This window comes from Mesorhizobium sp. CA8, from assembly GCF_020164955.1.
Lineage (GTDB): Bacteria > Pseudomonadota > Alphaproteobacteria > Rhizobiales > Rhizobiaceae > Mesorhizobium.
Window position 1 is genome coordinate 1 of sequence record NZ_JAIUHG010000036.1, and the last position, 25,811, is coordinate 25,811.

The following is a 25,811-nucleotide window of genomic DNA, read 5'->3' on the forward strand; positions in this document are numbered from 1 at the left end:
CCTACTGCCCTACTGCCCTACTGCCCTACTGCCCTACTGCCCTACTGCCCTACTGCCCTACTGCCCTACTGCCCTACCTGATCACCTTCACCACCGTCCTGTCCGACAGCAACGGAAGGAGCCTCGCCATGGTCCGCGCCGTCACTGCCACGCAGCCTTGCGTCGGCGTGAAGCCCGGCCGTGCCAGATGGAAGAAGATCGCGCTGCCGCGCCCGCGCCGGCGCGGCGCGATGTTCCAGTCGAGCACCAGGCAGACATCGTAGAGCCGGTCGTCGCGCTTCATCCGCTCATGGCTCGCGCCATAGGGGATCTTCACCGGACGGTTGTAGTTGCGGTCGTCCGGCACCTCGCACCAGCCGAGATCCGGGCCGATCGGCGCCATCGGCAGCCTCGTCCTGCGCCCGCCCGCAAAGTTATCGCCCCGGAAATAGCCCGACAGGATGCGCATCGACGCCAGCGGCGTCGCGCCGTCCCCTTCATGCTTATTGGCGGAGATGCCGCTGCGCCCCAGCGCGCAGGGAAACACCGCTTTGCCGGCTTGGAGGAAGCCTTGCGCGGGGTTGCCGGGGCGCGCGCGCACCACCAAAACGCTCAAGCCTTTCGGCAAAAATGCGCCCGCCGCATTGCGCGCACGTTTTTTCTTGTATGATTGGGTCACGGAACAAATCACTGTGATCGGCTGTTGCGCCGGTGAGCTTCCGCATAAATGGGGGGAGGTCAACTGAATATTCTTTTTAAAACAACGGATTGATCCATGACATCACGCACCATCCTGATCGTCGATGATGACGACGACTTGCGCGCCACCCTGGTTGAGCAGCTGGCGCTCTACGAAGAATTCGACGTCCAGCAGGAATCGACCGCCGCAAAAGGCGTTGCCGCGGCGCGCAGCGGCGTCGTCGACCTGCTCATCATGGATGTCGGCCTGCCCGATATGGATGGCCGCGAGGCGGTGAAGATCCTGCGCAAGGGCGGCTACAAGGCGCCGATCATCATGCTGACCGGCCACGACACCGATTCCGACACGATCCTGGGTCTCGAGGCAGGCGCCAATGATTATGTGACCAAACCTTTCCGTTTCGCCGTGCTGCTCGCGCGCATCCGCGCCCAGCTTCGCCAGCACGAGCAGAGCGAGGACGCGACCTTCTCGGTCGGCCCCTACACGTTCAAGCCCAGCCAGAAGCTGCTGATTGATCCGCGCGGCGCCAAGGTGCGGCTGACAGAGAAGGAAGCCTCGATCATCAAATACCTCTACCGCGCCGATCAGAAGGTGGTGACGCGCGATGTGCTGTTGGAAGAGGTCTGGGGCTACAATTCCGGCGTCACCACGCACACGCTGGAGACCCATGTCTACCGGTTGCGCCAGAAGATCGAGCGCGATCCTTCCAATGCCGAAATTCTTGTGACAGAAAGCGGCGGCTACAAGCTGGTTCCTTAAGCATTTCATGATCTAGAGCAATTCCAGAAAAAGTGTGAAACGGTTGGGCTTGGCGGCTTCGCCGTAGCCTTCCGTCCGGAATTGAGCCAAAAGAGATAGAGCGGTCGGGCGGGACCGCTTCGGGTACGATCCTGGTGCTGGAGGGTGATGGATCGGCTCGTTGCACGCATCGCACGATGCACGGTGGAGCGTTTTCTCGCGAGCCCAGGAGGGCGCGCCGCTCCAAAGGAGGGACTGGACTGACCGCTCGGGGACACAGCTAGGATGGCGCTGGATGACGACATCCGCATCCTGTCCGGCGTGAAGCTTTTCCAGGGCTTCACGCAGGAACAGTTGCGCCTGCTCGCCTTCGGCGCCGAGACCACCGTGCTCCAGGCCGACCATAAGCTCTACCGCGAGGACGACGTCGCCGACTCCGCCTATATCGTGGTCAGCGGTTTGATCACGCTCTATCGGGAGCTAGGCGGCAAACGCGTGCCGATCGGTACGGCAGGCCCGGGCACCATGCTGAGCGAATTGGCGCTGATCGCCGATACCAACCGGCTGACCAGTGCCTCGGCCGCGGTCGATTCGGAAGTGATCCGATTGAGCCGCAAGATGTTCCACCGAATCCTGGAAGAATATCCGGAGATCGCGATGCTGTTGCATGAACGCATCCTAGAGGAATTCCAGCAGATGATCGCCCGCATCGAGGAACTGGCGCCGCGGTTTTCGGAATAGAAGCGCCGTAGGACCCTCTGCCGATTGAGGGCGCTCAATCCAATTCAAATTTCGCAATCACCGGCACATGGTCCGACGGCTTCTCCCAGCCGCGCGCCGCCTGCAGGATCTCGTAGCCGGCAAAGCTCGGCACCAGATTGGGGGACGACCAGATATGGTCGAGGCGGCGGCCGCGGTTCGACGCCTGCCAATCTTTCGCGCGGTAGCTCCACCAGGTGTAGAGTTTCTGCTCGACCGGCACGTTGAGCCGCATCAGGTCGACCCAGCCGCCGGCCTTGCGCATCGCCTCGAAATTTGTCGTCTCGACCGGCGTGTGGCTGACGACGTTGAGCAACTGCTTGTGCGACCAGACGTCGTGCTCCTGCGGCGCGATGTTGAGGTCGCCGACCAGGATCGAGGCAGACGATTCGTCCCCAGTCGCCGGTACCGAGTTCATCTCATAGACGAAATCGAGCTTGTGGCGGAATTTGCGGTTGATCTCCGGATCCGGCTCGTCGCCGCCGGCCGGCACGTAGAAATTATGCACCAGCACCGACTTGCCGCCCGCCTGCACCCTGACCGACAGATGCCGGCTGTCGTCGATCTCACAGAACCGCCGCTTCTCGACCAGCTCGATCGGGCGGCGCGCGACGGTGGCGACGCCGTGATAGCCCTTCTGGCCGTGGAACAGGATGTGCTCGTAGCCCGCCTTGCGGAACGCTTTTTCCGGGAAGAGCTCGTCGGGGACCTTGGTTTCCTGCAGGCACAGCACGTCGGGCGCGTGCTCCTTCAACAGCCGCTCGACGATCGGCATGCGCAGGCGCACGGAGTTGATGTTCCAGGTGGCGATTGTGAAGGGCATTCAGGCGGGTCCGGCAAGAGATCACCGATCTAGTGCCAGCCGCGCGCGGTAAAGACAAGCTCGGCGGCAATCTTCGAGGTCAACGCTGCCTCTCATTGCCCTGCCGGGCAGGCTCCCGCGCAAAACGGGCAGAAAGAAGCGGTTTCAACGTCGGCGATTGGCGAAAGCGGTGACGACGACTGGGGTCCCTTCTCCCCGTTTTACGCCGTTTAAGGGGAGAAGATGGCGGCAGCCAGATGAGAGGCGGCGCCAGCGTGACGGGAAGACTCCAACGGCGCCGCCCTACCGCGTCTTCGTATTCAGCTCTCTGTTCGCCGTGTAGTCGATCGCGAAAGTGTCGGCCGGGAAGCTGCCGCCTTCCTTGACATTGAAGATCATCACCGTCGTGTCTTTCCCTTGAGCGTCGGTGATCGTCCACTGGCGCAGCTCGTAGGTCTTCGGATCGAACATCATGGTGATCGTCGCATTGCCGAAGACCGACTTGTCGGAAAGCTTGATGGTGGTGAGGTCGTCCTCTTCCTTGACGGCCTTGACGCGCCCGCCGGAGAGATCGATCCGGTCGTCGAGCAAAAGCTTCAGTGGCGTCTTCGACAGCGGGTAGAGGTCGGAGGTGTTGAGCTTCTTGTTCAGGATCACTACCGACTTGCCGTCGGAGATGACGCGGAAGTTCGAGGAGCCGTCATAGTTGAAGCGGATCTTGCCCGGACGCTCGAGGAAGAACTTGCCGCCGGTCTGCTCGCCTTTCGGCCCGAATTGGACGAACTCGCCGCTCATCGACTTCACCGAGGAGAAATGGTCGGCGATCTTCTGTGCCGCCGGCGGCACGGCGGCCTGCGCGGCGGCCACGAGCTGATAGCCCGGCACGAGGTTGAGAGCGGCGGCTCCGCCAAGCATCAGGCCGAGGCCAAGGACCTGGCGGCGGGTGAGGGCGAATTCGATCTGGGTCTTCATGCCGGTCACTTCCTGTGATTCGTGTCGCTGCTGCTTCTGGACCCCCACTAGGGCCTAAGTTTGGCGGGTAGACGAGAGCTCGCATTGAACGCGCCAGACGATTTCCGGTTGCCTGCTGACCTGGATCGGTGTCTCGCCGCGGTAGGGTTTGTCGAGATTCAGGTCAGGCCGAGTCGAAAATGGTGGGTTCCGAGAACCGGAGCGGAGCGTACTTTTCGTACGTGAGCACCGGAAGCGCAGGAAGCCGGCATTTGCAGGCCGGCCTCACCTGAATATCGATAAGCCCTAGAATTTGTCCTCTTCCGTCGGCACCAGAATCTCGCGTTTGCCGGCGTGGTTGGCCGGGCCGACAATGCCTTCCTTCTCCATCTTCTCGATGATCGAGGCGGCGCGGTTATAGCCGATGCCGAGCCGGCGCTGGATGTAGCTGGTCGAGGCCTTGCCGTCGCGCAGCACCACCGCCACCGCCTGGTCGTAGGGATCGTCAGAATCCTCGAAATTGCCGCCGCCACCGCCGCCGGAACCGCCCTTGCCCGACGGGCCGTCCTCGTCCTCTTCCTCGTCGTCCTCGGTGATGGCGTCGAGATATTCCGGCACGCCCTGCAGCTTCAGATGCCCGACGACCTTCTCGACCTCGTCGTCGGATACGAACGGGCCGTGGACGCGCTGGATGCGGCCGCCGCCTGCCATGTAGAGCATGTCGCCCATGCCGAGCAGCTGCTCGGCGCCCTGCTCGCCAAGGATGGTGCGGCTGTCGATCTTCGACGTCACCTGGAAGGAGATGCGGGTCGGGAAATTGGCCTTGATGGTGCCGGTGATGACGTCGACCGACGGGCGCTGCGTCGCCATGATGACATGGATGCCGGCGGCGCGCGCCATCTGCGCCAGGCGCTGCACCGCCCCTTCGATGTCCTTGCCGGCCACCATCATCAGGTCGGCCATCTCGTCGATGATGACCACGATATAGGGCATCGGCTCGAGATCGAGATCCTCGGTCTCGTAGATCGCCTCGCCGGTCTGGCGGTCGAAGCCGGTCTGCACCGTGCGCGAGATCTTTTCGCCCTTCTTCTCCGCCTGCTGAACGCGCGCGTTGAAGCCGTCAATGTTGCGCACGCCGACCTTGGACATCTTGCGGTAGCGGTCTTCCATCTCGCGCACGGTCCATTTCAGCGCGACGACCGCCTTCTTGGGATCGGTGACCACCGGCGTCAGAAGATGCGGGATGCCGTCATAGACCGAGAGTTCGAGCATCTTCGGATCGATCATGATCAGCCGGCATTCCTGCGGCGTCAGCCGGTAGAGCAGGGACAGGATCATGGTGTTGATGGCGACCGATTTGCCCGAGCCGGTGGTGCCGGCGACCAGCACGTGCGGCATCTTGGCGATGTCGACGATGACGGCCTCGCCATTGATCGTCTTGCCGAGCGCCAGCGCCAGCTTCGCCTTGGTCGTCTCGAAATCGCGGCTGGCCATGATCTCCCTGAGATAGACCGTCTCGCGCTTGGCGTTGGGCAGTTCGATGCCGATGGCGTTGCGTCCCGGCACGACGGCGACGCGGCAGGCGATCGCGCTCATCGAGCGGGCGATATCGTCGGAAAGCCCGATGACGCGCGAGGATTTGATGCCGGGCGCGGGTTCCAGCTCGTAGAGCGTCACGACCGGGCCTGGCCGGACATGGATGATCTCGCCCTTGACGCCGAAATCCTCCAGCACGCCTTCGAGCAGCCGTGCGTTCTGCTCCAGCGCGTCCTTCGACAGGCTTGGATCCTTGGCGATGTTCTTCGGCTCGGACAGGAAATGCAGCGACGGCATCTCGAATGTGTCGGAGCAGATCAGCGAGGTCTGCGCCTCGCGCTGGACGCGGGCGCCCGGCACCGGTCGCGCCGCCGGCGCCTCGACGCGGGTCGCGGCATCCGAGCGGAAGTTCCGCACCTTGGCCGGCGCGCCGCGGCGCTGGACAGGCGCCTCGTCGTCGAAATCGTCGAGATCGACGTTCTCGCCCTGTTCGTCGTCGAATATATCCTGGTCGGCCGGATCGACCGACGCGCTGCGGTCATTGACCATGGCGGCGAAGAATTCCGGCTCGACGCGGGCGCGGCCGCCCGGGCTCATCCTACTTTCGGCGAACTCGGCCGATTCCACCCGCTCTGCAGCGCGCCGCCAGGCGCTGGCCTTGGGCTCCATCGGCGGCTCGAACTCGTCGCGCTCGCGCCTGCGCCGCTCGGCGCGGCGGTGCAGGAAGGCGCGGAACGACAGCCACCAATGGGTGACGGCGCCGAGCGCGAGTATCCCCTCGTCGCCTTCGTCCTCATCCTCGTCGAACAGCATCTCGTCCTGCTCGCGCGGATCGGGTTGGGCGGCGCGCTCCATGACGGCAAAGCCGTTCCTGCGTGCGATCAGCGCCGAACCGTAGGCGAACAGCCACAAGGTGGGCGCGGCGAGGATGACCGCTATGATCGTCGCGAAAAGGCCTTTCGGATAACCGCCGACCGCGATGCCCGGGATCTTCAGCACCATGTCGCCGAAGACGCCGCCGAGGCCGGTCGGCAGCGGCCAGGTGTTGGGCGGCGTCACGCAGCCGGCGATGGCCGCGGCAAGCAATGCGAAACCGAACCAGGCGAAGCCGCGCTTCGGCAATTTGTCGACGCCGCGCGCGGAAAACAAAAGAAAGCCCCAGATCACCGCCGGCACCAGCCCCGCGACGGCGGCGAGGCCGAAGAACTGCATGGCAAGATCGGAGAACACCGCGCCGGCATAGCCCATGGCATTGGTGACGACGTTGCTGGTGGCATGCGAGAAGCTCGGATCGGCCACGTTCCATGTGGCCAACGCGGCGATGCCGAAAGCAGTGAACAGGAACAGCCCGGCGCCGACCAGCCGCCCGACCTGCCGCCGCGCGAAAGCCTGGATGCCGTGCCCCGTATCGGTCAGCGCGAGCGGTGCTGAGGCGCCTGAACGCATGCTCTTCCCCGTAATCGTTGCCTGGCCGGGCGCATGGCGCATTCCGGCAGATTCGAACGTGAGACTATCGGGGGGAAGGTTAAGGCCGCATTAACCATGGCCCTTTACCGGCCTTGGTCGCCGACAAAGATGGCAGGCCTCGCGGCCCGCCACCCTTTGCCTGAAACGGCTAAGCGATCGGGCCCGTCAGGACCCGACCCATCCGGTGATCACTTGTGGCCTGCATACATGTTCAGGTTTGCGCAGAATTCGGCGTGAGGCTTGCTCATCGCCGCGTCCTGGCACTCCTTCATCATCATGTCCTGCTTGTCCTTCGGCGTCGAAGCCCAGGCCGCCTTGAAGCCGGCTTCCGGCTTCATGGTCTTCATGCTGGAATCGGTGAAGAACGGGGCCATGTTGGACGGCTCATCGAGAGCACCGGCGAGTGCAACGCCGCTGATCATCGAAAGAGCCATTGCTCCCAGGACGATGTTCTTGATGTTCATCAGGTGGTTTCCTTCCCTATTGTTTTGACGGACGCCTTGATGACGCTCGCTATCCCAATACGGAATCTGCCGGGCCGATGTTTCATGCCGACGGATCAAGTGAATGTGATCGAAATGGCTTGGCGAGCCGCCCGACAAAAAAGGAGGCCCGGAAGCATGTTCCGGGCCTCAAGGCGTGAGCCCTTTTCGAGAGCGTCACGACGGGATCTTGGGAGGAATTCCGGGCCGGCGGGAGGAGGATCCGCCGGCCCTCGGCGCAATCCCAAACGGTTTCCCGTCCAAAATTGCGCCAAAGCAAAGAGCGGAGCCGGCCTTACGGCACCACTTCGCCATGCTGGGTGACGTCGAGACCTTCGACCTCTTCCTGGGTCGACGGACGCAGGCCGACCAGCGCCTTGACGATGTAAAGGATCACGAAGGTGGCGATCGCCGTCCACAGGATGGTGAAGGCAATGCCGTAGAGCTGCTTGGCGACCGAGGCGTCCTTGCCGAGCGCGTTGATCGCCGGATCGGCGAGCGCGCCGGTGAGCAGCGCGCCGACGATGCCGCCGACGCCGTGGACGCCGAAAGCGTCGAGCGAGTCGTCATAGCCGAACGCATGCTTGAGCTTGACCGCCGACAGGTAGCAGACCACGCCGGCGATGATGCCGACGATGAAGGCGCCGGTCGGGTTGACGAAGCCCGAAGCCGGCGTCACCGCGACGAGGCCGGCGACGGCGCCCGAGATGATGCCGAGCACCGAAGGCTTCTTGGCGACGATCCATTCGGCGAACATCCAGGCCAGCGCCGCGGCGGCGGTGGCGACCTGCGTGTTCATCATGGCCGCGCCCGCAAGCCCGTCGGCCGCCAGTTCCGAACCGGCGTTGAAGCCGAACCAGCCGACCCACAGCAGCGAGGCGCCGATCACCGAATAGACCAGGTTGTGCGGCGCCATGTTGGTCGTGCCGTAGCCCTCGCGCTTGCCGAGAACCAGCGCGCAGACCAGGCCGGCGACACCGGCGTTGATGTGGACGACCGTGCCGCCGGCGAAGTCGAGCACGCCGGCAGAGCCGAGGAAGCCGCCGCCCCACACCCAATGCGCGATCGGCGCATAGACGAAGACCAGCCACAGGCCCATGAAGATCAGGAGCGCCGAGAACTTCATGCGCTCGGCGAAGGCGCCGGCGATCAGCGCCGGCGTGATGATGGCGAAAGTCATCTGGAACATCGAGAAGACGAATTCAGGAATGTTCGCCACGCCCGGCGCCCACAGCGTCGAGACGGTGATGCCGTGATGGAAGAATTTCGAGAAGCCGCCGAGATAAGCGTTCGTGGCGCCGCCGTCGGAGAAGGCGAGCGAATAGCCGAACATGAACCACAGCACCGTCACCAGGCAGGTGATGGCGAAGCTCTGCATGATGGTGGCGAGCACGTTCTTCTTGCGCACCATGCCGCCGTAGAACAGCGCCAGGCCCGGGATGGTCATCATCAACACCAGCGCCGTCGAGGTCAGCATCCAGGCGGTGTTGCCGGTGTCGAGCGCGGCCGCCGGCGCGGCGGGCGCCGCGGCGGTGGCTGCCGGGGCGGCCTCCTGCGCGATGGCGGCGACGGTGCTCATGGCCACGAGCGCGAGCGAAGCGGCCGCGCGTCCCGTCGTCTTCAAGGTGGAAGGAATATTCATTGAACTCTCCGTTGGAATGGATGGTCGCCGCTTAGAGCGCGTCGGTGTCTGTTTCGCCGGTGCGGATGCGCACTGCCTGGTCGATGCCGAAGACGAAAATCTTGCCGTCGCCGATCTGGCCGGTCTTGGCGGCCGCAGTGATGGCTTCGACGGCCTTGTCGACCATGTCGGCGGCGACCGCGACCTCGATCTTGATCTTGGGCAGGAAGCTGACCGCGTATTCCGCGCCGCGATAGATTTCGGTATGCCCCTTCTGACGCCCGTAGCCTTTGACTTCGGTGACGGTCAGGCCCTGGATGCCGACGGCGGTGAGCGCTTCGCGCACCTCGTCGAGCTTGAACGGCTTGATGATTGCCATCACGATTTTCATAAGGTTTCACCCTTTGCTGTTGCGGTCCCCCGCGTTTGCACACCTTCACCGATCCCGAGGAGCCGGAGAGTGCCCGACAGGATTCAAGCTCCGTGCCAGTTGCCGAAGCAGGGTGTTAACCTCTTGTAAACAAAGAGAATGGGCGACCGCTGCACATCATTCGCGCACAGGCTGGTCGGCGTCACTGCATAAAAAGTAGGCAGAAAATCAAAAATGCGCGCTTATCAGGCAGACCATTGAAGCCGGCTCAGCGCTTCAGCCGGATGAGGCCTTCCTGGGCGACCGAGGCGATCAGCGTTCCGTCGCGCGCGAACAGCGAGCCCCGGGTGAAGCCGCGCGATCCTTGCGTCGACGGGCTGTCCTGATTGTAGAGGATCCAGTCGTCCAGCGAATGGCTGCGGTGGAACCACATGGCGTGGTCGAGGCTGGCGGCATGGATGTCGCGGTCGAAGATGGCGCGGCCGTGCGCGAAGGTCGAGGTATCGAGCAGCGTCATGTCGGAGAGATAGGCAAGCACCGCCGCCTGTGTCGCGCGGTCATCCGGCACCGGGCCGGTGGTGCGGATCCAGATGTTCTGCTGCGGCTCCAGCTTCTCGCGGCTCGTATAGTGCTTCAGCATCACCGGCTTCATCTCGATCGGCCGGTCGCGCTCCCAGTAGCGCCTGATACCTTCCGGCACCGCCTCGCCGAATTTGCCGAGCAGCTCGCGCTGGGTGAGCAGCGTGTCGGGCGCCGGCACGTCGCGCGGCATCGGCAGCTGATGCTCGAGCCCGACCTCATCCTGCTGGAAGGACGCCTCCAGTGAAAAGATCGCCTGCCCATGCTGGATCGCCACCACCCGGCGCGTGGTGAAGGAGCCACCGTCGCGGATGCGGTCGACCTCGTAGACGATCGGCAGCTTGGTGTCGCCCGGCCGCATGAAGTAGCCGTGCAGCGAATGCACGTGGCGCTCCGGCTCGACGGTTCGCTGTGCGGCGACCAGCGCCTGGGCGATGGTCTGGCCGCCGAAGACGCGCTGCCAGTCGACCTTGGGGCTGCGACCACGATACAGATTGTGTTCGAGCTGCTCGAGGTCGAGAATGTCGAGAAGCTCGTCCATGGCCGCGGTCATGTTTGAAATCCTTCAAGGATGTGCCATGGCCGGTTTCGGACAGGACGCGCAGGCAGTCAAGGCCGCAAACAGCAGCCGGCTGAAGCCGCGAAAGGATGATGCCATGGTCGACCGCAAGCCGAATGGAGCGGAGGCGAACGGGAGCCGCGAGGCGCCGCTCGACGTGCTCATTGCCGGTGCAGGCTATGTCGGCCTCACGGCGGCCGTGTCGCTGAAGCAGGCGCGGCCGGGGCTCGCCATCGCCATCGTCGATGCCGCCCCCGCCGGCGTCTGGCAGAAAGACGGCCGCGCCTCGGCCATTGCCGCCGCCGCCAGCCGCATGCTGCAACTGCTCGGCGTCTGGGAAGAGATTGCGCCGGAAGCGCAGGCGATCACCGAAATGATCATCACCGATTCGCGCGCCGCCGACCCGGTGCGTCCCGTGTTTTTGACCTTCGACGGCGAGGTGGCGCCCGGCGAACCTTTCGCCCACATGGTCGCCAACCGCGACCTCAACGGCGCGCTGCGCCGGCGCGCCGAAAAGCTTGGCATCGACATCATCGAAGGCATGGCGGTCAACGCCTTCGACGCGAATGGCGCCGGCATCACCGTGCATCTGGCCGACGGCGCGACGCTGAAGGCGCGGCTGGTGGTCGCCGCCGACGGCGTCAATTCGAAATTGCGCGACATGGCCGGCATTAAGACGGTGAAGTGGGAATACGGCCAGTCCGGCATCGTCTGCACGGTGGCGCATGAGCGCCCGCACAACGGCCGCGCCGAGGAGCATTTCCTCCCCGCGGGTCCCTTCGCCACGCTGCCGCTGAAGCCGGACAAGGACGGCACCAACCGCTCGTCGATCGTCTGGGTGGAGCGAACGGAAGATGCCAAGGCGCTGGTCGAGGGCGACGAGTTCGTCTTCGAGCACGATCTGGAGCAGCGCTTCGGCCTGAAGCTGGGCGAGATCCGCGTTGCCGACAAGCCGCGCGCCTGGCCGCTCGGCCTGACGCTCGCCCGCGCCTTTGTCGCGCCGCGCATCGCGCTCGCCGGCGATGCCGCGCACGGCATCCACCCGATCGCCGGCCAAGGCCTCAACCTCGGCTTCAAGGACGTGGCGGCGCTCGCCGAAGTGGTGGTCGAGGCCGACCGGCTCGGCCAGGATATCGGCGCCCTTGATGTGCTCGAGCGCTATCAGCAATGGCGTCGCTTCGACACGCTGCAGATGGGCGTCACCACCGACGTCTTGAACCGTCTCTTCTCCAACGACATCGGCCCGCTGCGCGCCGCGCGCGATCTCGGCCTTGGCCTCGTCGAGCGCATGCCGAGGCTGAAAGAGTTCTTCATCCGCCAGGCCTCGGGCCTGTCCGGCGACACGCCAAGGCTGCTGAAGGGCGAGGCGATCTAGCGATCGCGACGCGGTAGGGTTTGTCGAGATTCAGGTCAGGCCGAGTCGAAAATGGTGGCTTCCGAGAACCGGAGCGGAGCGTACTTAACGTACGTGAGCACCGGAAGCGCAGGAAGCCGGCATTGCAGGCCGGCCTCACCTGAACATCGGCAAACCCTTAATTCACCTCGAACCCCAGCTTCTGCCGCAACCTCAGCATACGCTGGTCGGCGATCCTAAGGCTCTGCCCGCCGCCTTGCGCGACGCGGTTCAGCATCCTGAGCAGGTCGTCCCGCTCATGCGGATCGAGGCGCTCGCGCGGGAACGGCGCCAGCTTGTCAATGACGATCGTCGTGTCGTCGATCTGCGCGGCGGCCCATTTGGCGTAGACGACCGCCTCGTCGGTCTTCTTCTGGCTGTCCGCGATCTGCGCGATCACCTCGCGAATGAGCGCCTCGCGCTGCGGCAAGACCGGACCGTGCTCCGCGACGATCGCGGTGATCAGCGTCGCCGCCGCCACCACCGGATCGTCGATCGCCGTCAGCGGTGAGAGCGCGGCCTGATTGCGCAATTTCTTGCGACGGATGTTGCCCTGGACGCGCCCGACGACATCGGCGACCTCGCGCGCGGCGTCGCTCATATATTTCAGCCGGTACCACCAAATGGCGGCCGCGCCGAGCACGCCAAGCAAAGCGATCAGGAAAGGCATGCCGAATTCCCCCGAAATCGCGGCGACGATAAGAGAAGCGCGGCGTCGCTTCAACAAGCAACGGTTGCGTCCGTGAAGAAACCCTGAAGATGTTTCCCGCAAGAGACAGCTTCAACCGGCGCCCATGCTGACCGGCGGCTATGACCCCGGCACGTCGTAGATCGCCCTGATCTCTACCGTACCGAGCTCCGCAAGCGGGATCTTGGCCGCAATGTCGAGCGCTTCGTCGAGATCGCCGGCCTCGATCATGACGAAGCCGAGCAGTTGCTCCTTGGTCTCGGCGAAGGGGCCGTCGGTCACCAGCACCTTGCCATTGCGCCGCCGCAGCGATTTCGACGTCTTCACCGACTGCAGCGCCTGCGCGATGACCAGCTTGCCTTGCCGGTCGAGCTCCCGGTCATAGCCGAGCGAGTCGGCATCGAGCTTGGCCATCCGCTCGGGGGTCATCGCGTAGAGGTCCTTTTCCTCGCCATAGACCAGCAGGACATATTTCATTTCGAGCTTCCTTTCGTTGACGCGTTATAGGAGGCGACGGTGTCGGTTTTGCCTGCCGTCGCCGCATGGTCGAGCAGGCATGTCGCGACGCCGATGATGGCGATGGCCGCCGCCAGCCGGCCGAAGCCGAGCACCGGCGGATTCAACCAGAATTCTTCAAGTCGCCTCCCATTTCGCTCGGGCTTTCCCCAGATCGCAAGAAACAGATTGTCCATCTTAACCTCCATCGGCCGGGAGCGGCCGCCCGCAGGACGGCCGGGCAGGCGGTAAGTCGACATTTTTGCACGCGCTTTTTGAGAATTTTCGGAGCGCCTCGCGCGAGCACAATCATGCCGGGCCATGGATGGTCTTCCGGCCCGCCCGCGCTATAGTCTTCGGGAACGTCGGCGCTCGCCGGCACAAACCCCGACAAGGCAGGAGGACTCCATGGACCGCACCGCAAACGCCGTCTGGAAAGGCAATCTGAAAGAGGGCAAAGGCACGCTCGACACGCAGAGCGGCACCTTGAAGGGCACGCCCTATTCGTTCAAGGCGCGCTTCGAGGACGAGAGCGGCAAATCCGGCACCAATCCGGAAGAGCTTATCGCCGCGGCGCATGCGGGCTGCTACGCCATGCAGCTGTCGCACTTCCTCGCCGAAAACGGCACGCCGGCCGCCGAGCTCGAGGCCAAGGCAGTGGTGACGCTGGTCCCCGGCACCGGCATCACCGGCAGCGCCATCACCCTGGTCGGCAAGGTGCCGGGCATCGACGCGGCGAAGTTCAAGGAACTCGCCGAGAAGGCCAAGGCCGAATGCCCGGTGTCGAAGGCGCTGGGAGCGATCAAAGTGTCGCTGGATGCAAGGCTGGGGTGAGAAGCTTCTCCGCGGAGGCTGGTGATCCTTCGCGCCCCCCTCTGCCCTACTGGGCATCTCCCCCTCAAGGGGGGAGATCAGATGTCGCGTCGGCTTTCGCCAATCGCCGACGGTGAAAGAAGGGCGCCGGCGCCGGACCTGCTAATCTCCCCCCTCGAGGGGGAGACGTCCGGCAGGACAGAGGGGGGTGCCTCGCGCCAATCTTTCCAGCGAGCTAGCCGCCCAGCGCCTCGATCTTCGCGCGCAACGCAGCGACCTCTTCTTCCAGTGCCTTAACGCGAGCCTCAAGCCCGGAATCCGAAGATGTCGCCGCCGGCTGCCAGAGCGCCGCCGTCGCAGCCGCCTCCACCGGGCCGCTCAAGAGATGCACATAGCGCTCCTCGCGCTGGCCGGGCGCGCGTTCGAGCAGCTGGATCAGCGGCGGCCGGCGGCCGATCATGAGGTCGAGATTGTCGCGCAGCTCCTCGATCGAAGCAAAGCGCGCCATGCGTTCCGAACGGGCGAGCAATTCATGCGCCGTCTGCGCGCCGCGCAACAGCAGCAGCCCGATCACCGCGATCTGCGGCGTGGTCAGCGAAAAGCGCTGCGCCATCAGATGTTCGTAACGCTCGACGCGCGAAGCGAAGGCCTGGCGCACGAGGCCTTTCTGCTCGAGCGTGCTCAAGGCCCGCCGGACCTCCGTCAGCTCCAGTGCCATCACCGGCTCACGCGCCGTCTTCTGGTTGGCGGCCTGATGCGCGCCGTTGAGCGTCAGCGGATAGACGTCCGGCGTCAGCTCCTTCTTCTCGATCAGGGAACCCAGCACACGCGCTTCGACGGGGGACAGGATGGGGAGATCTTCACTCATCGTTGGCTATCCTTTTCGACGCTGGGGGGACAGCGCACCCCTCTGTCGGGCAGGCCGGAGGGGGGTGTGAAGGAACGCTGCGATCGACGTGGTTGCGAGCGAACCCTCCAACTCTAAACGCGCCGCTCCACCATCATCTTCTTGATCTCGGCGATCGCCTTGGCGGGGTTAAGCCCCTTCGGGCAGGTCTGCGCGCAATTCATGATGGTGTGGCAGCGATAGAGCCGGAACGGGTCTTCGAGATTGTCGAGCCGTTCGCCCGTCGCCTCGTCGCGGCTGTCGATCAGCCAGCGATAGGCCTGCAGCAACGTGGCCGGGCCGAGATAGCGGTCGCCGTTCCACCAGTAGCTCGGGCAGGACGTCGAGCAGCAGGCGCACAGGATGCATTCGTAGAGCCCGTCGAGCTTCTCGCGGTCCTCATGGCTCTGCAGCCATTCCTTGGCGGGCGTCGGCGAGACCGTCTTCAGCCACGGCTCGATCGAGGCGTGCTGGGCGTAGAAATTGGTGAGGTCGGGCACTAGGTCCTTGATCACCGGCATATGCGGCAGCGGGTAGATCTTCACCGCGCCGGAAATGTCCTCGGCGCCTTTGGTGCAGGCCAGCGTGTTGGAGCCGTCGATGTTCATGGCGCAGGAGCCGCAAATGCCTTCGCGGCAGGAGCGACGCAGCGTCAGCGTCGGATCGATCTTGTTCTTGATCCACAACAGCGCGTCGAGCACCATCGGCCCGCAATCGTCCATGTCGACGAAATAGGTGTCCATGCGCGGATTTGCGTCATCGTCCGGCGACCAGCGGTATACGCGGTATTCGCGCAGGTTCGTCGCGCCTTCCGGCTTTGGCCAGGTCTTGCCCTGCTGGACCTTCGAGTTCCTGGGAAGCGTGAGTTCAACCATTACCTGCGGTCCTTTCGGATGACGAGCTTCAGCCCGGACCAGATTTCGTTCACGGCGGCGACCTTGACGTCGACCAGGTCGCGCTTCAGCGCCTCGGCGCGGATCACGCCCTCGGTGACGTCGGTCGGCACTTTCGATGCCTTCTTCGGCCAGGAAACCCAGACCATGCCGTCGCGCTTGATCGCGGTCTCGATGCCGGCCAGGCCGTCCTCGATCTCGGCGCGCTGCCGGACGAAGGCGTGCACGGCATCGTATTTCTGACGGCCCGAGATCGCCGACCACTCGGCGAGTCGGTCGACGCCGGCAAAGGAAACCGCCTCGGTCAGTTCATTGAGCTCCGGCGGCAACGCGATGAAAGCGGCGACCATGCCGTCCTTCAGGCCGAGCTTTGCCGGAAGAGGCGTGCCGGAATATCCGGTGGCCGCGAGCGCCATGATCAGTACACCCGCGCCTTCGGCGCGATCTTGGCCAGGCTGATGCCGCCGTCCTTTTCCGCCAGCAACGGCTCGGTGTGCACCGGCCGATAGGTGAGCGTCACCTTGCCGTCCTCGCTCAAATGGGCAAGCGTATGCTTGCGCCAGTTGGCGTCGTCGCGCTTGTCGAAATCCTCGCGCGCATGTGCGCCGCGGCTCTCCTTGCGCGCCTCGGCGCCGTAGACCGTGGTGATGGCGTTGGCCATCAGGTTTTCAAGCTCCAGCGTCTCGACGAGGTCGGAATTCCAGATCATCGAGCGGTCGGTGACCTTGATGTCCTTGAGCTCGCCCCAGAGTTCCGAAACGCGCTTGCAGCCGTTCTCGAGCGATTCCTGCGTGCGGAACACCGCGGCGTCTTCCTGCATGGCGCGCTGCATCTTCTCCCGGAGCACAGCCGTCGGCGTCGAGCCGTTGGCGTGGCGCAGGCGGTCGAAGCGCTCCATGATCTTCTCGACCGAAGCTTCGTTGGGCGACGGGATCGCCGACTTGCGGTCGATCACCTGGCCGGCGCGGATGGCCGCCGCGCGGCCGAACACGACGAGGTCGATCAGCGAGTTCGAGCCAAGCCGGTTGGCGCCATGCACCGATGCGCAGCCGGCCTCGCCGACCGCCATCAGGCCCGGCGACACGCGGTCCGGATTGTCGAAGGTCGGATTGAGCACCTCGCCCCAGTAGTTGGTCGGCACGCCGCCCATATTGTAGTGGACCGTCGGCAGCACCGGGATCGGCTCCTTGGTGAGGTCGACGCCGGCGAAGATCTTGGCCGATTCCGATATGCCCGGCAGCCTTTCATGCAGCACCGCCGGATCGAGATGGTCGAGATGCAGGAAGATGTGGTCCTTGTTCTTGCCGACGCCGCGACCCTCGCGGATCTCCAGCGTCATGCAGCGCGAGACCACGTCGCGCGAGGCAAGGTCCTTTGCCGACGGCGCGTAGCGCTCCATGAAGCGCTCGCCCTCGGAATTGACGAGATAGCCGCCTTCGCCGCGCGCGCCTTCGGTGATCAGGCAGCCGGCGCCGTAAATGCCGGTCGGATGGAACTGCACGAACTCCATGTCCTGCAGCGGCAGCCCGGCCCTGGCCGCCATGCCGCCGCCGTCGCCGGTGCAGGTATGCGCCGAGGTGGCGGAGAAATAGGCGCGGCCATAGCCGCCCGTCGCCAGCACCACCATCTTGGCCGAGAAGCGGTGGATGGTGCCATCGTCGAGGTTCCAGGCCACCACGCCGGTGCAGGTGCCGTCCGGCTCCATGATCAGGTCGAGCGCGAAATACTCGATGAAGAACTGCGCATTGTTCTTCAGCGACTGGCCGTAGAGCGTATGCAGGATGGCGTGGCCGGTGCGGTCGGCGGCCGCGCAGGTGCGCTGCACCGGCGGACCGTCGCCATAATTCATCATATGGCCGCCGAACGGCCGCTGATAGATCTTGCCTTCCTCGGTGCGCGAGAACGGCACGCCATAATGCTCGAGCTCGTAGACGGCGGCCGGCGCCTCGCGCACCATGTATTCCATAGCGTCGACATCGCCCAGCCAGTCCGAGCCCTTGACGGTGTCGTACATGTGCCATTGCCAGGAGTCCGGCCCCATGTTCGACAGCGAGGCGGCGATGCCGCCTTGCGCCGCGACGGTGTGCGAGCGCGTTGGGAAAACCTTGGTGATGCAAGCCGTGCGCAGCCCCTGCTCGGCCATGCCGAGCGTGGCGCGCAGGCCGGCGCCGCCGGCGCCGACGATCACCACGTCGAATTTGTGGTCGACGAAAGTGTAGGCGGAAGCCGTGCTGGCTGTATTTGCGTTGGCCAAGACGTCAGCCTCCGAATGCGAGTTTGAGCAGGGCAAATAGCGAAGCGACGCCGACTGCCACGCAGAAGAACGTGTTGAGCGCGATCAGCGCCAGCTTCATGCCCTCGCCATGCACGTAATCCTCGATGATCACCTGCATGCCGATGCGCATGTGGTAGAGAGGCGAGATCAGCACCAGCCCGAGCATGACCACCACGAACGGGTTCGCAAGCGCCGCCCGCACATCCGCGTAGTCATGGCCGTTGACCGCGATCAGGAAGCCGACGAAGAACAGGATCAAAGGAATATTGGCGATGGCGGTCAGCCGCTGCCGCCAGAAATGCCCGGTGCCCTCGCGCGCCGAACCGAGGCCGCGGACTCTCGCCAGCGGCGTGCGCATGTCCGAATTGTTGGCGGCCATCAGAATGCTCCCCGCGCCATATAGCCGGCGATCCAGATCAGAAGCGTGAGCACGATCGAACCGGCGAGCGTCGCCCAGGCGATCCTGGACGCGGTGTGTTTTTCCAGTCCTGCGCCGGTGTCCCAGATAAGATGGCGCAGCCCGCCCAGCATGTGGTGCATCAGCGCCCAGGTGTAGCCGAACAGAACCAGCCTGCCGAGCCAGGAGCCGAAGGCCCAGTTGACCCAGTCGAAGGCGGGCTGCGAGCTCGCAGCGGCGATCAGCCACGCTGCCACCAGCAGCGTTCCGAAATAAAGCGCGCCGCCGGTGATGCGATGGATGATCGACATCGTCATCGTGATCGGCGGCCGGTAGATCGTCAGATGCGGCGAGAGCGGCCGTTCACGTCTGGCAACTGTGTGGGTGGCTGGTGATTTGCTCATGGCTCCCCCAGATCGGCATCCTGGAGCCGCGATGGGAATGCGGCCTTTGCCGCCCTCATATATGGCTCCGGACAGCCGGTTTCTAATGCGCTTTTTGCACCGCGTCAAAGCCGGAAAATCGTTTTGGAAACATCATTTAGTCTGACAAATTGGCCTTGGCGCGCTTCAATCGATTAGCGGCTGTTTCGACGCCGGCGCAGCATTCGTTGCAGTGCAACAAGATCGCGCGCCGGGTGGGTTGAGATTCAGGTCAGGCCGAGCCGAAAACGACAGGTTCCGAGAACCGGAGCGGAGCGGGTACGTGAGCACCGGAGCCACAGGAAGCTGCCGTTTGCAGGCCGGCCTCACCTGAAGATCAGCCCACCCGCTATCTCCGACAAGTCTGCGGGGTGGACCCTCTCTTCATCACCAGCGCTTCGCGTCCGTCGATCACGATTGCGTCATGCGTCGCCGCTTCCTGGTAACGGCTGCTCTGGTTGGCGGGCGAGGCCGCGAATTCCTCGGTCGAGCCATCGGGGCGGACCACGCGCAACGACGAGCCGAGATTCTGGATGGTGATCATGCCGCCATTGCCGCATCTGTAGCTGGCCGTGCCTACGCCGGATCGCGGCACGGTAAGGTCGGTGACGATCTTGGTCGCGGGCGCAGGCGTCTTGGCCGTCGCAGGTGCCGGCGCGGTTGTCGCTGTCGGGGCCGGTGCAGGTATCGGGGGCGTTGCAGCTGCCGTTCGCGCCACGGGTGCGGCGGAGGGCGAGGCCGAAGCAGGCGAAGCGGCGGTCGGCGGAGCGGCATTCGCCGCCTTCGGCGCGCCGTCCTGCGGCACGCAGGCCGCAGCCGCAAGAAGCAGCGGGATGGTGATCGACACCCGAACCATGTGGCCAAAGCTCATGCGCTGCCCTTTCGTGTGCGGCACGCTACAGCAATTCCAGGAAAAGTGTGAACGGTTGGGTTGGGCGCTTTCGCTCTAGCCTTCCGTCAGGAATTGCGTCGAAACAAAGAGAGAGGCGGTTGCCTTTCCGTGAAACGGTGGACCGCTGTAGCCACGCGGCGCCGCAAGATCAAGTTGACCCGGAGTCAGCCCTGCGCCACGCCGCCCCGCCGCCGGGAAAGCCCGCCCTCGAATTAACCATGTTCCTTAAGAAGCGACGCCGAAAACCTCCCGCCTCTTAACAAAGGTTAAGAAAAGGTTAATTTCCGATTCGAACCGGAATCAGGCGCGATCCGTCGCGCCGATCAAGGGAGAGCGACATGCGTTCGAATTCAGTGCGGGCAGGCGTTGCCGCCGCGGCGTTCGCGGGGCTGGTGACGGCAATCGCCGCGCCGGCGGAAGCCGGCTTGCGCCACCATGACCGTGTCTATGCCGATTCCTTCGGCAATCTCGTCATCGACAGCGCCGCCGGCTACAAGCGCATCATCGTCGGCGAAGGCAAGCTCGCGAAGGAATTTTCCGAATACACCGGCGGCCAGCCGGGTGTGACCTATGACGATGCGGACGAGGCCAGCGCGCCCGGCTGCTACCAGCCGCCGGTGCTGGTCAAGGGGCGCTCCTATATGTACGGGCTTTCCGACGGCGAGATGCCCAATCTCAACCCTTGCCGTTGACGACCGTCGGCGTTTGGCGCCGCCGCAGCGCGCCTGACACGCGCCTGGTGTCATGGGGACGGCAACCGCGCGGCACCCCAGCAGCCTCGCGACAACAAGGTTGATCATCAGGCTGAAGTCGGCGCTACCCACATCCTCCTTCGTCGGACGTTCCGCGTCAGACCGCCTCAGCCGACGGCGAGCGGCTCGGCAGCGAAGGCGGTTTCAGGTCTCTCATAGGAAAGCCGCACGCTGTCCCGGCCGTTCTTCTTGGCCTTGTAGAGCGCCTCGTCGGCGCGCCGCATCAGCGGCATCAGCCCTTCCCTGCCGGAGCGGGCGGCGACGCCGAAGCTCGCGGTCACCCTGACGCCGGGCGGCAGGCTCTCGATCGCGCCGGCCGAATAGAAGGCGCGGATCGCTTCGGCAAAGAGCCTTGCCGCCCCCAGGTCGCTGAGCGGCAGAAGCACGGCGAACTCTTCGCCGCCGATGCGGCCGGCGGCCCCGCGCGCGCCGGTGGCGGAGCGCAGCTTGGCGGCGAAGTCGGCGATCACCCGGTCGCCGGCCTCATGCCCATGCTGGTCGTTCAGCGCCTTGAAGTGATCGAGATCGGCAAGCACCAGCGCGACGGGAAAGCCGGCCTTGCCGCACTGGTCGAGCAAGAGGGTCGCCCTCTCCTCGAAGCCGCGGCGGTTGAGGATGCCGGAGAGCGGGTCGGTATGGGTCTCGGCCTTCAAGGTCTTCATCACGTCGAGCGCCGCCGCCGTGAACAGGCTAAGCGCGATCAGCAGCGACAAAAGCGCGTGCGAAAGCAGCGCCGTCGTCCAGTAGGACGAGCCGTAGAAGCCGTCATAGCCGGGGAACGGCCCGTGCGCGATGACGACGATCAGCGTGCGCGCAATGAAGTTCAGCCCGGAAAGCAGCGACAGCGCGAGCAGGATCTTTTCGGTCGGACCGTTGCGGCGCACCGTTCTCAGTTCCGCGGCGACCAGCAGGCTGAGCGCGCCGAAACCGAAATTCATGACAAGCACGCGCCAGGTGAGGTCCGGCTGGACGAACATGAACCAGATGAAGGCGGCGAGCCCGCCTCCGGTCATGATTGCGATAGCGACATAGGGCACGCGCCGCCCGTAGCGCGCGATGATCGCGCTCGAGAGGCAGCAGGCCGCGATCGTGAAGCAGATGTTGGAAACGAGCTTGGTCAGCGCCACGCCGATCGGAAGCGTGAAATATTGCAGCAGGAAACCCGGCGCCGACAGGCAGTAGCTCGCGCCAAGCGCGGCCAGATAGGGTCGATGGCCCTGATAGGACCACAGCACGAGAAACGCAGCGCCGAGCGCCAGCGCTATCGTCGGATTGAGCAGCGCTATGAGCAGACCGGTGTCCAAAGGACTGCGACTTTTCCCAACTTACCCAGCGGGAGATACTAGGACGCAAGCCCAAACAAGCGGTTAAGTCTCGATAGATACATCGCATGCCTCGCGGAACCGGCCTGCTGGTGCGGCGTTGTCCGGCCAGACAGGAGACGCCAGACGGGAGACGATCGAGATGGCGGGCACGATCACTTTGACGAACCACGATGAAATCCGCTCCTGGGCGGCGGCGCGCGCCGGCTTCCCGGCCATCGTCGACGTCTCGCCCGAGGCGGGAACGCAGCCCATGCTGCGGCTGGTTTTTGGGCAGCAGGCCTATGAAGACACCGACCGCCCGGAGCGTCCGATCAACGCCGGCGGCTACGAGCTCGTGGAGTGGGACGAGTGGTTCAGGATTTTCGACGAGCGGCAGTTGGCCTTGGTCGTCGCCGCCGACGAGCCCGGCCGGCGCGAGGAGTTTCACGAGATCATTCGCAGATAGAGCGCTGAAAGCAAAAGGCCCGGACGTCCTGTCCGAGCCTTTGTTGAGAGACGCAGTCGGCTGTTACTTCCAGTCGCGGATGTCGACGAAATGACCGGCGATCGCGGCGGCCGCCGCCATGGCCGGCGACACCAGATGGGTGCGGCCCTTGAAGCCCTGCCGGCCCTCGAAATTGCGGTTCGAGGTCGAAGCGCAGCGTTCATGCGGCTTCAGCCGGTCGTCATTCATGGCCAGGCACATCGAGCAGCCAGGTTCGCGCCAGTCGAAGCCGGCGGCGACGAAGATCTTGTCGAGCCCTTCGGCCTCCGCCTGTTCCTTGACCAGGCCCGAGCCCGGCACGATCATGGCGTTGACGCGCGGATTGACCTTCTTGCCCTCGACCACCTTGGCGGCGGCGCGCAGGTCCTCGATGCGGCCATTGGTGCAGGAGCCGATGAAGACGCGGTCGAGCGCGATGTCGGTGATCTTGGTTCCAGGCGTCAGCCCCATATAGTCGAGCGCCCGGATCTTCGAGGTACGCTTGTTTTCGTCCGCAATCTCTTGCGGATCGGGCACGATGCCCTGCACCGAGACGACGTCCTCGGGCGAGGAGCCCCAGGAGACGATCGGCGGCAGTTTTTGCGCGTCGAGCACGACGACCTTGTCGAAATGCGCGCCTTCGTCGGACTGCAGCGTCTTCCAATAGGCGAGCGCTGCATCCCAGGCGGCGCCCTTCGGGGCGCGCGGCTTGTCCTTGACATAGGCGAAGGTCGTCTCGTCCGGCGCGATCAGGCCGGCGCGGGCACCGCCTTCGATCGACATGTTGCAGATCGTCATGCGGCCTTCCATCGACAGCGAGCGGATCGCCTCACCCGCATATTCGATGACATAGCCGGTGCCGCCCGCCGTGCCGATCTCGCCGATGATGGCGAGGATGATGTCCTTGGCGGTGACGCCTTCCGGCAGCTGGCCGTCGACGCGCACCAGCATGTTCTTGGCCTTGCGCTGGATCAGCGTTTGCGTGGCCAGCACATGCTCGACCTCAGACGTGCCGATGCCATGCGCCAATGCGCCGAACGCGCCATGCGTGGAGGTGTGGCTGTCGCCGCAGACGATGGTCATGCCCGGCAGCGTGAAGCCTTGCTCCGGCCCGATGATGTGGACGATGCCCTGGCGGATATCGTTCTCGGAATAATATTCGATGCCGAAATCCTTGGCATTCTTGGCCAGCGCCTCGACCTGGATGCGGCTCTCCTCGTTCTTGATGCCGAACTTGCGCTCGGGCGAGGTCGGCACGTTGTGGTCGACCACGGCCAGCGTCTTTTCCGGATGGCGGACCTTGCGGTTGCTCATGCGCAGGCCCTCGAAGGCCTGCGGGCTGGTGACCTCGTGCACGAGGTGGCGGTCGATATAGAGCAGGCAGGTGCCGTCGTCCTGACGGTCGACCGTGTGGTCGTCGAAGATCTTGTCGTAGAGGGTGCGCGGTGCGCTCATGTGCGTAAATCCGTCGATATGAGAATGGGAAAAGGACGCCGGCAATCCGGCGCGACGACTGCGATCGGTCGGTTCAGCGAAGTCGGCTGGTGAGCGCGCCGCAGACCCGCGCGGAAAAGCGCGACGGCAGGCGCTTTCTGTCCTGCAGCACGAAACCCTTATAGGCCGGATCGCTGAAAAGCTTTTCCATGGCGCGGTAGATAGCAATGTTTTGGCTTTTCGGCAATTAGCGGCCGGAACCTGGTTCCTCGCCCCACGAAGTGGGGAGAGGTGGCCCAAGCTTATTCAAACCACCTCGAACACAAACGTCTTCACCAGCGCTTCCGGATCGCCGATGGCATAGCAGCGGAACCACGGGCTCTCCTCGACCAGGCGCCATTTCCTCACCTCTGACAGCTCGTCGAACACTGCCTGGAAGCCGCCGCTCTCGAAAACCTGGTCGCGCACGGTGAAGATGGCGTGGCCGCCGCTCTTGGTGATGCGCACCAGTTCGCGCAGGCCGGAAGCCGGCGCGTGGCCGATGGTGAAGACGCCGGTCGAGAAGAAGGCGCGGAAATGCCGGTCGGGCCAGGGTAGCGGGCCGCCGAGCATCGCCTTCTTCAGCTCGCTATAGGCCGGCTTGCCATTGGCCTGGCGGCTGCCGGCGATCTTCAGCATGTCGTCCGAGAGGTCGAGCCCGGCTATATCGCCATAGCCCAAAGCCTTCAGCGACGACCCCGACAGGCCGGTGCCGCAGCCGGCGTCGAGCAACGGACCTTCGCCCACCGGCACGTGCCGCGCCACCCAGGCGGTGATGAGGAAAGGCAAAAGGTAGCCCAGCGAGGCGGTCTCGCTGTCGTAAGTCGCCGCCCAGTCGGCATAGGCCTTTGCGAGCCCTTCCGGCGAGTCGGCCGAATAGACGGAATCCAGCGCCGCATTGGCTTTGTCGAAATTCATGGGCGTCTCCTCCGCCGGATGCACATGACCCAAGCTAGAGCAATTCCAGGAAAAGTGGGAACCGGTTTTCCGTCCGGAATTGCGTCAAAAACGAAGAGGCAGCGCGGACTTTTGCTGCCGGCTATTCCTGATGCTGGCGGCGCAGCCGCTGTTCCAGCGCCCGCAGCGCCAGCGATAGGCCGACGGTGAGGATCAGATAGATATAGGCGACGATCGAATAGGTCTCGAAGAAGCGGAACGAGCCCGCGGCATAAACCTTGCCCATCTGGGTGATGTCGGCGACGCCGAGCACCGAGACAAGCGAGGAATCCTTGACCATGGCGACGAAGTCGTTGCCGAGCGGCGGCAGGATGGTGCGGATCGCCTGTGGAAAGACGATCAGCCGGAAACGCTGGACTCGGCTAAGCCCAAGCGCCTTGGCCGCCTCGATCTGGCCCTTCTCGACCGATTGGATGCCGGCGCGGAACACTTCCGAGATGAAGGCCGAGTAGCCGATGGTCAAAGCCATGACGGCGCGCCAGAGCAGCGAGACGTCGCGCACCAGCAGCTCGCCCATCAGGCCGGCGCTCTGCAGTGGCGCGGTCAGCGCATTCCAGGCGGCGACGAAGGCCGGCGCGCCGGCAAAGGCGATCCAGAACAACAGCACCAGGATCGGCACGCCGCGGATGATCTCGACATAGAAACGCGCGATCTGGCGCAGCCACTGCGATCCCGACAGCGCCATCAGCGCGATGCCGAGCCCGAGCGCGGAGGCAAGCGCGAACGCGACCGCCGTCACGAAGATGGTGATGCCGATGCCCTTGGTGACGGTGGCGAAGACTTGCGCATAGAGGTCGCTGGACGCGATGGCGACAGCGGCGGCCAATGCCAGCACGAGCGCAGCGGCCAGCCACCAGGGGAATTCGGGTTTGGAGGTGGATGCGAGCGCTGCCATCAGGCGATGCCATCGCGGCTATTTTTGCGATGGCAGCGCTCTACGAGATCCCCCTCCGTCCTTCCGGACATCTCCCCCTCAAGGGGGGAGATTGGCAGCGTCGGCCTCACCGCCCATCCTGCAGCGTTGGAGATTAGCGAAAGCTGGCGCGACGTCGGATCTCCCCCCTTGAGGGGGAGATGGCCGGCAGGCCAGAGAGGGGGGCCTTGGCGCAAGGTCAGCGCAATTTCCTGCAAACCCACTGCGCGC

Annotated in this window: 28 protein-coding genes; 6 read left to right on the plus strand and 22 right to left on the minus strand. The window is 64.5% G+C overall.

Going from position 1 to position 25,811, the window contains the following annotated elements:
• Positions 1-73: 73 nt before the first annotated feature.
• Positions 74-670: a L,D-transpeptidase family protein gene (locus tag LB553_RS27845; RefSeq protein WP_224518119.1), complete on the minus strand. Its 597-nt coding sequence runs from the start codon at positions 668-670 to the stop codon at positions 74-76.
• Positions 671-754: 84 nt separating this feature from the next.
• Between LB553_RS27845 and LB553_RS27850 the strand changes: the two genes are divergently transcribed.
• Positions 755-1,438 carry a response regulator transcription factor gene (locus LB553_RS27850; RefSeq protein WP_112128661.1) on the plus strand — a complete coding sequence of 228 codons (684 nt, stop codon included), beginning with the start codon at positions 755-757 and terminating at the stop codon, positions 1,436-1,438.
• Between the two features lie 264 nt (positions 1,439-1,702).
• On the plus strand, positions 1,703-2,158 hold the full coding sequence (locus tag LB553_RS27855; RefSeq protein ID WP_224518015.1) for a Crp/Fnr family transcriptional regulator: 456 nt from the start codon (positions 1,703-1,705) through the stop codon (positions 2,156-2,158).
• 34 nt (positions 2,159-2,192) lie between these two features.
• Here the strand turns inward: LB553_RS27855 and xth are convergent, their stop codons facing one another.
• From xth to tesB, 7 genes are all read right to left on the minus strand, one after another.
• Positions 2,193-2,999, minus strand: a complete 807-nt coding sequence (xth, locus tag LB553_RS27860; RefSeq protein ID WP_224518016.1) for an exodeoxyribonuclease III — start codon at positions 2,997-2,999, stop codon at positions 2,193-2,195.
• Positions 3,000-3,281: 282 nt separating this feature from the next.
• Positions 3,282-3,950 carry an outer membrane lipoprotein carrier protein LolA gene (locus tag LB553_RS27865; protein ID WP_224518017.1) on the minus strand — a complete coding sequence of 223 codons (669 nt, stop codon included), beginning with the start codon at positions 3,948-3,950 and terminating at the stop codon, positions 3,282-3,284.
• A gap of 285 nt (positions 3,951-4,235) precedes the next feature.
• Entirely contained in the window at positions 4,236-6,911 is a 2,676-nt protein-coding gene (locus LB553_RS27870; RefSeq protein WP_224518018.1) for a DNA translocase FtsK, read from the minus strand.
• Between the two features lie 209 nt (positions 6,912-7,120).
• Positions 7,121-7,396 carry a hypothetical protein gene (locus LB553_RS27875; protein ID WP_224518019.1) on the minus strand — a complete coding sequence of 92 codons (276 nt, stop codon included), beginning with the start codon at positions 7,394-7,396 and terminating at the stop codon, positions 7,121-7,123.
• A gap of 313 nt (positions 7,397-7,709) precedes the next feature.
• Positions 7,710-9,038 (minus strand): ammonium transporter, encoded by a 1,329-nt coding sequence (locus LB553_RS27880; protein ID WP_412033386.1) that lies wholly within the window; start codon positions 9,036-9,038, stop codon positions 7,710-7,712.
• A 49-nt stretch (positions 9,039-9,087) separates the two neighbouring features.
• Positions 9,088-9,426 carry a P-II family nitrogen regulator gene (locus tag LB553_RS27885; RefSeq protein WP_127280023.1) on the minus strand — a complete coding sequence of 113 codons (339 nt, stop codon included), beginning with the start codon at positions 9,424-9,426 and terminating at the stop codon, positions 9,088-9,090.
• Between the two features lie 247 nt (positions 9,427-9,673).
• Entirely contained in the window at positions 9,674-10,537 is an 864-nt protein-coding gene (gene tesB / locus LB553_RS27890) for an acyl-CoA thioesterase II (protein ID WP_224518021.1), read from the minus strand.
• 103 nt (positions 10,538-10,640) lie between these two features.
• Here tesB and LB553_RS27895 point away from each other — a divergent pair, with 103 nt between their 5' ends.
• Entirely contained in the window at positions 10,641-11,918 is a 1,278-nt protein-coding gene (locus LB553_RS27895; protein WP_224518120.1) for a ubiquinone biosynthesis hydroxylase, read from the plus strand.
• Between the two features lie 157 nt (positions 11,919-12,075).
• Here LB553_RS27895 and LB553_RS27900 read toward each other — a convergent pair whose 3' ends face one another.
• From LB553_RS27900 to LB553_RS27910, 3 genes are all read right to left on the minus strand, one after another.
• On the minus strand, positions 12,076-12,606 hold the full coding sequence (locus LB553_RS27900; RefSeq protein WP_224518023.1) for a hypothetical protein: 531 nt from the start codon (positions 12,604-12,606) through the stop codon (positions 12,076-12,078).
• A 138-nt stretch (positions 12,607-12,744) separates the two neighbouring features.
• Entirely contained in the window at positions 12,745-13,101 is a 357-nt protein-coding gene (locus tag LB553_RS27905) for a YciI family protein (RefSeq protein WP_224518025.1), read from the minus strand.
• Positions 13,098-13,442, minus strand: coding sequence for a hypothetical protein (locus tag LB553_RS27910; protein WP_224518028.1), 345 nt, complete (start codon positions 13,440-13,442; stop codon positions 13,098-13,100). The genes LB553_RS27905 and LB553_RS27910 overlap by 4 nt, the downstream gene beginning before the upstream one ends.
• 85 nt (positions 13,443-13,527) lie before the next feature.
• Between LB553_RS27910 and LB553_RS27915 the strand changes: the two genes are divergently transcribed.
• Positions 13,528-13,953, plus strand: coding sequence for an OsmC family protein (locus LB553_RS27915; RefSeq protein ID WP_224518031.1), 426 nt, complete (start codon positions 13,528-13,530; stop codon positions 13,951-13,953).
• Positions 13,954-14,167: 214 nt separating this feature from the next.
• On the opposite strand, the gene LB553_RS27920 is transcribed toward LB553_RS27915, so the two are convergent.
• The 7 genes from LB553_RS27920 to LB553_RS27950 form a co-directional block, all read right to left on the minus strand.
• A complete protein-coding gene (locus tag LB553_RS27920; protein ID WP_224518033.1) occupies positions 14,168-14,800 on the minus strand; it encodes a YceH family protein in 633 nt (210 codons plus the stop codon).
• Positions 14,801-14,913: 113 nt separating this feature from the next.
• Positions 14,914-15,693, minus strand: a complete 780-nt coding sequence (locus LB553_RS27925) for a succinate dehydrogenase iron-sulfur subunit (protein WP_224518034.1) — start codon at positions 15,691-15,693, stop codon at positions 14,914-14,916.
• Positions 15,693-16,127 (minus strand): DUF3052 domain-containing protein, encoded by a 435-nt coding sequence (locus tag LB553_RS27930; protein ID WP_224518036.1) that lies wholly within the window; start codon positions 16,125-16,127, stop codon positions 15,693-15,695. Before LB553_RS27930 ends, LB553_RS27925 begins: the two co-directional genes overlap by 1 nt.
• A gap of 2 nt (positions 16,128-16,129) precedes the next feature.
• Positions 16,130-17,965 (minus strand): succinate dehydrogenase flavoprotein subunit, encoded by a 1,836-nt coding sequence (gene sdhA / locus LB553_RS27935; protein WP_224518039.1) that lies wholly within the window; start codon positions 17,963-17,965, stop codon positions 16,130-16,132.
• Positions 17,966-17,969: 4 nt separating this feature from the next.
• A complete protein-coding gene (sdhD, locus tag LB553_RS27940; RefSeq protein WP_224518041.1) occupies positions 17,970-18,365 on the minus strand; it encodes a succinate dehydrogenase, hydrophobic membrane anchor protein in 396 nt (131 codons plus the stop codon).
• On the minus strand, positions 18,365-18,787 hold the full coding sequence (gene sdhC, locus LB553_RS27945) for a succinate dehydrogenase, cytochrome b556 subunit (protein ID WP_224518043.1): 423 nt from the start codon (positions 18,785-18,787) through the stop codon (positions 18,365-18,367). Before sdhC ends, sdhD begins: the two co-directional genes overlap by 1 nt.
• Positions 18,788-19,154: 367 nt before the next feature.
• Complete coding sequence (locus LB553_RS27950) at positions 19,155-19,676, minus strand: hypothetical protein (RefSeq protein ID WP_224518045.1); 522 nt, start codon at positions 19,674-19,676, stop codon at positions 19,155-19,157.
• Positions 19,677-20,035: 359 nt separating this feature from the next.
• On the opposite strand from LB553_RS27950, the gene LB553_RS27955 reads away from it, so the two are divergent.
• Positions 20,036-20,389 (plus strand): hypothetical protein, encoded by a 354-nt coding sequence (locus LB553_RS27955; protein WP_224518047.1) that lies wholly within the window; start codon positions 20,036-20,038, stop codon positions 20,387-20,389.
• 167 nt (positions 20,390-20,556) lie between these two features.
• On the opposite strand, the gene LB553_RS27960 is transcribed toward LB553_RS27955, so the two are convergent.
• Positions 20,557-21,753: a sensor domain-containing diguanylate cyclase gene (locus tag LB553_RS27960; protein ID WP_224518049.1), complete on the minus strand. Its 1,197-nt coding sequence runs from the start codon at positions 21,751-21,753 to the stop codon at positions 20,557-20,559.
• 160 nt (positions 21,754-21,913) lie between these two features.
• Here LB553_RS27960 and LB553_RS27965 point away from each other — a divergent pair, with 160 nt between their 5' ends.
• Positions 21,914-22,219: a hypothetical protein gene (locus tag LB553_RS27965; RefSeq protein WP_224518051.1), complete on the plus strand. Its 306-nt coding sequence runs from the start codon at positions 21,914-21,916 to the stop codon at positions 22,217-22,219.
• Positions 22,220-22,282: 63 nt separating this feature from the next.
• Here LB553_RS27965 and leuC read toward each other — a convergent pair whose 3' ends face one another.
• From leuC to LB553_RS27980, 3 genes are all read right to left on the minus strand, one after another.
• Positions 22,283-23,692: a 3-isopropylmalate dehydratase large subunit gene (gene leuC, locus LB553_RS27970; protein WP_224518053.1), complete on the minus strand. Its 1,410-nt coding sequence runs from the start codon at positions 23,690-23,692 to the stop codon at positions 22,283-22,285.
• Positions 23,693-23,977: 285 nt separating this feature from the next.
• A complete protein-coding gene (locus LB553_RS27975) occupies positions 23,978-24,628 on the minus strand; it encodes a class I SAM-dependent DNA methyltransferase (protein ID WP_224518055.1) in 651 nt (216 codons plus the stop codon).
• 121 nt (positions 24,629-24,749) lie between these two features.
• On the minus strand, positions 24,750-25,562 hold the full coding sequence (locus tag LB553_RS27980; RefSeq protein ID WP_224518057.1) for an amino acid ABC transporter permease: 813 nt from the start codon (positions 25,560-25,562) through the stop codon (positions 24,750-24,752).
• Positions 25,563-25,811 lie beyond the last annotated feature (249 nt).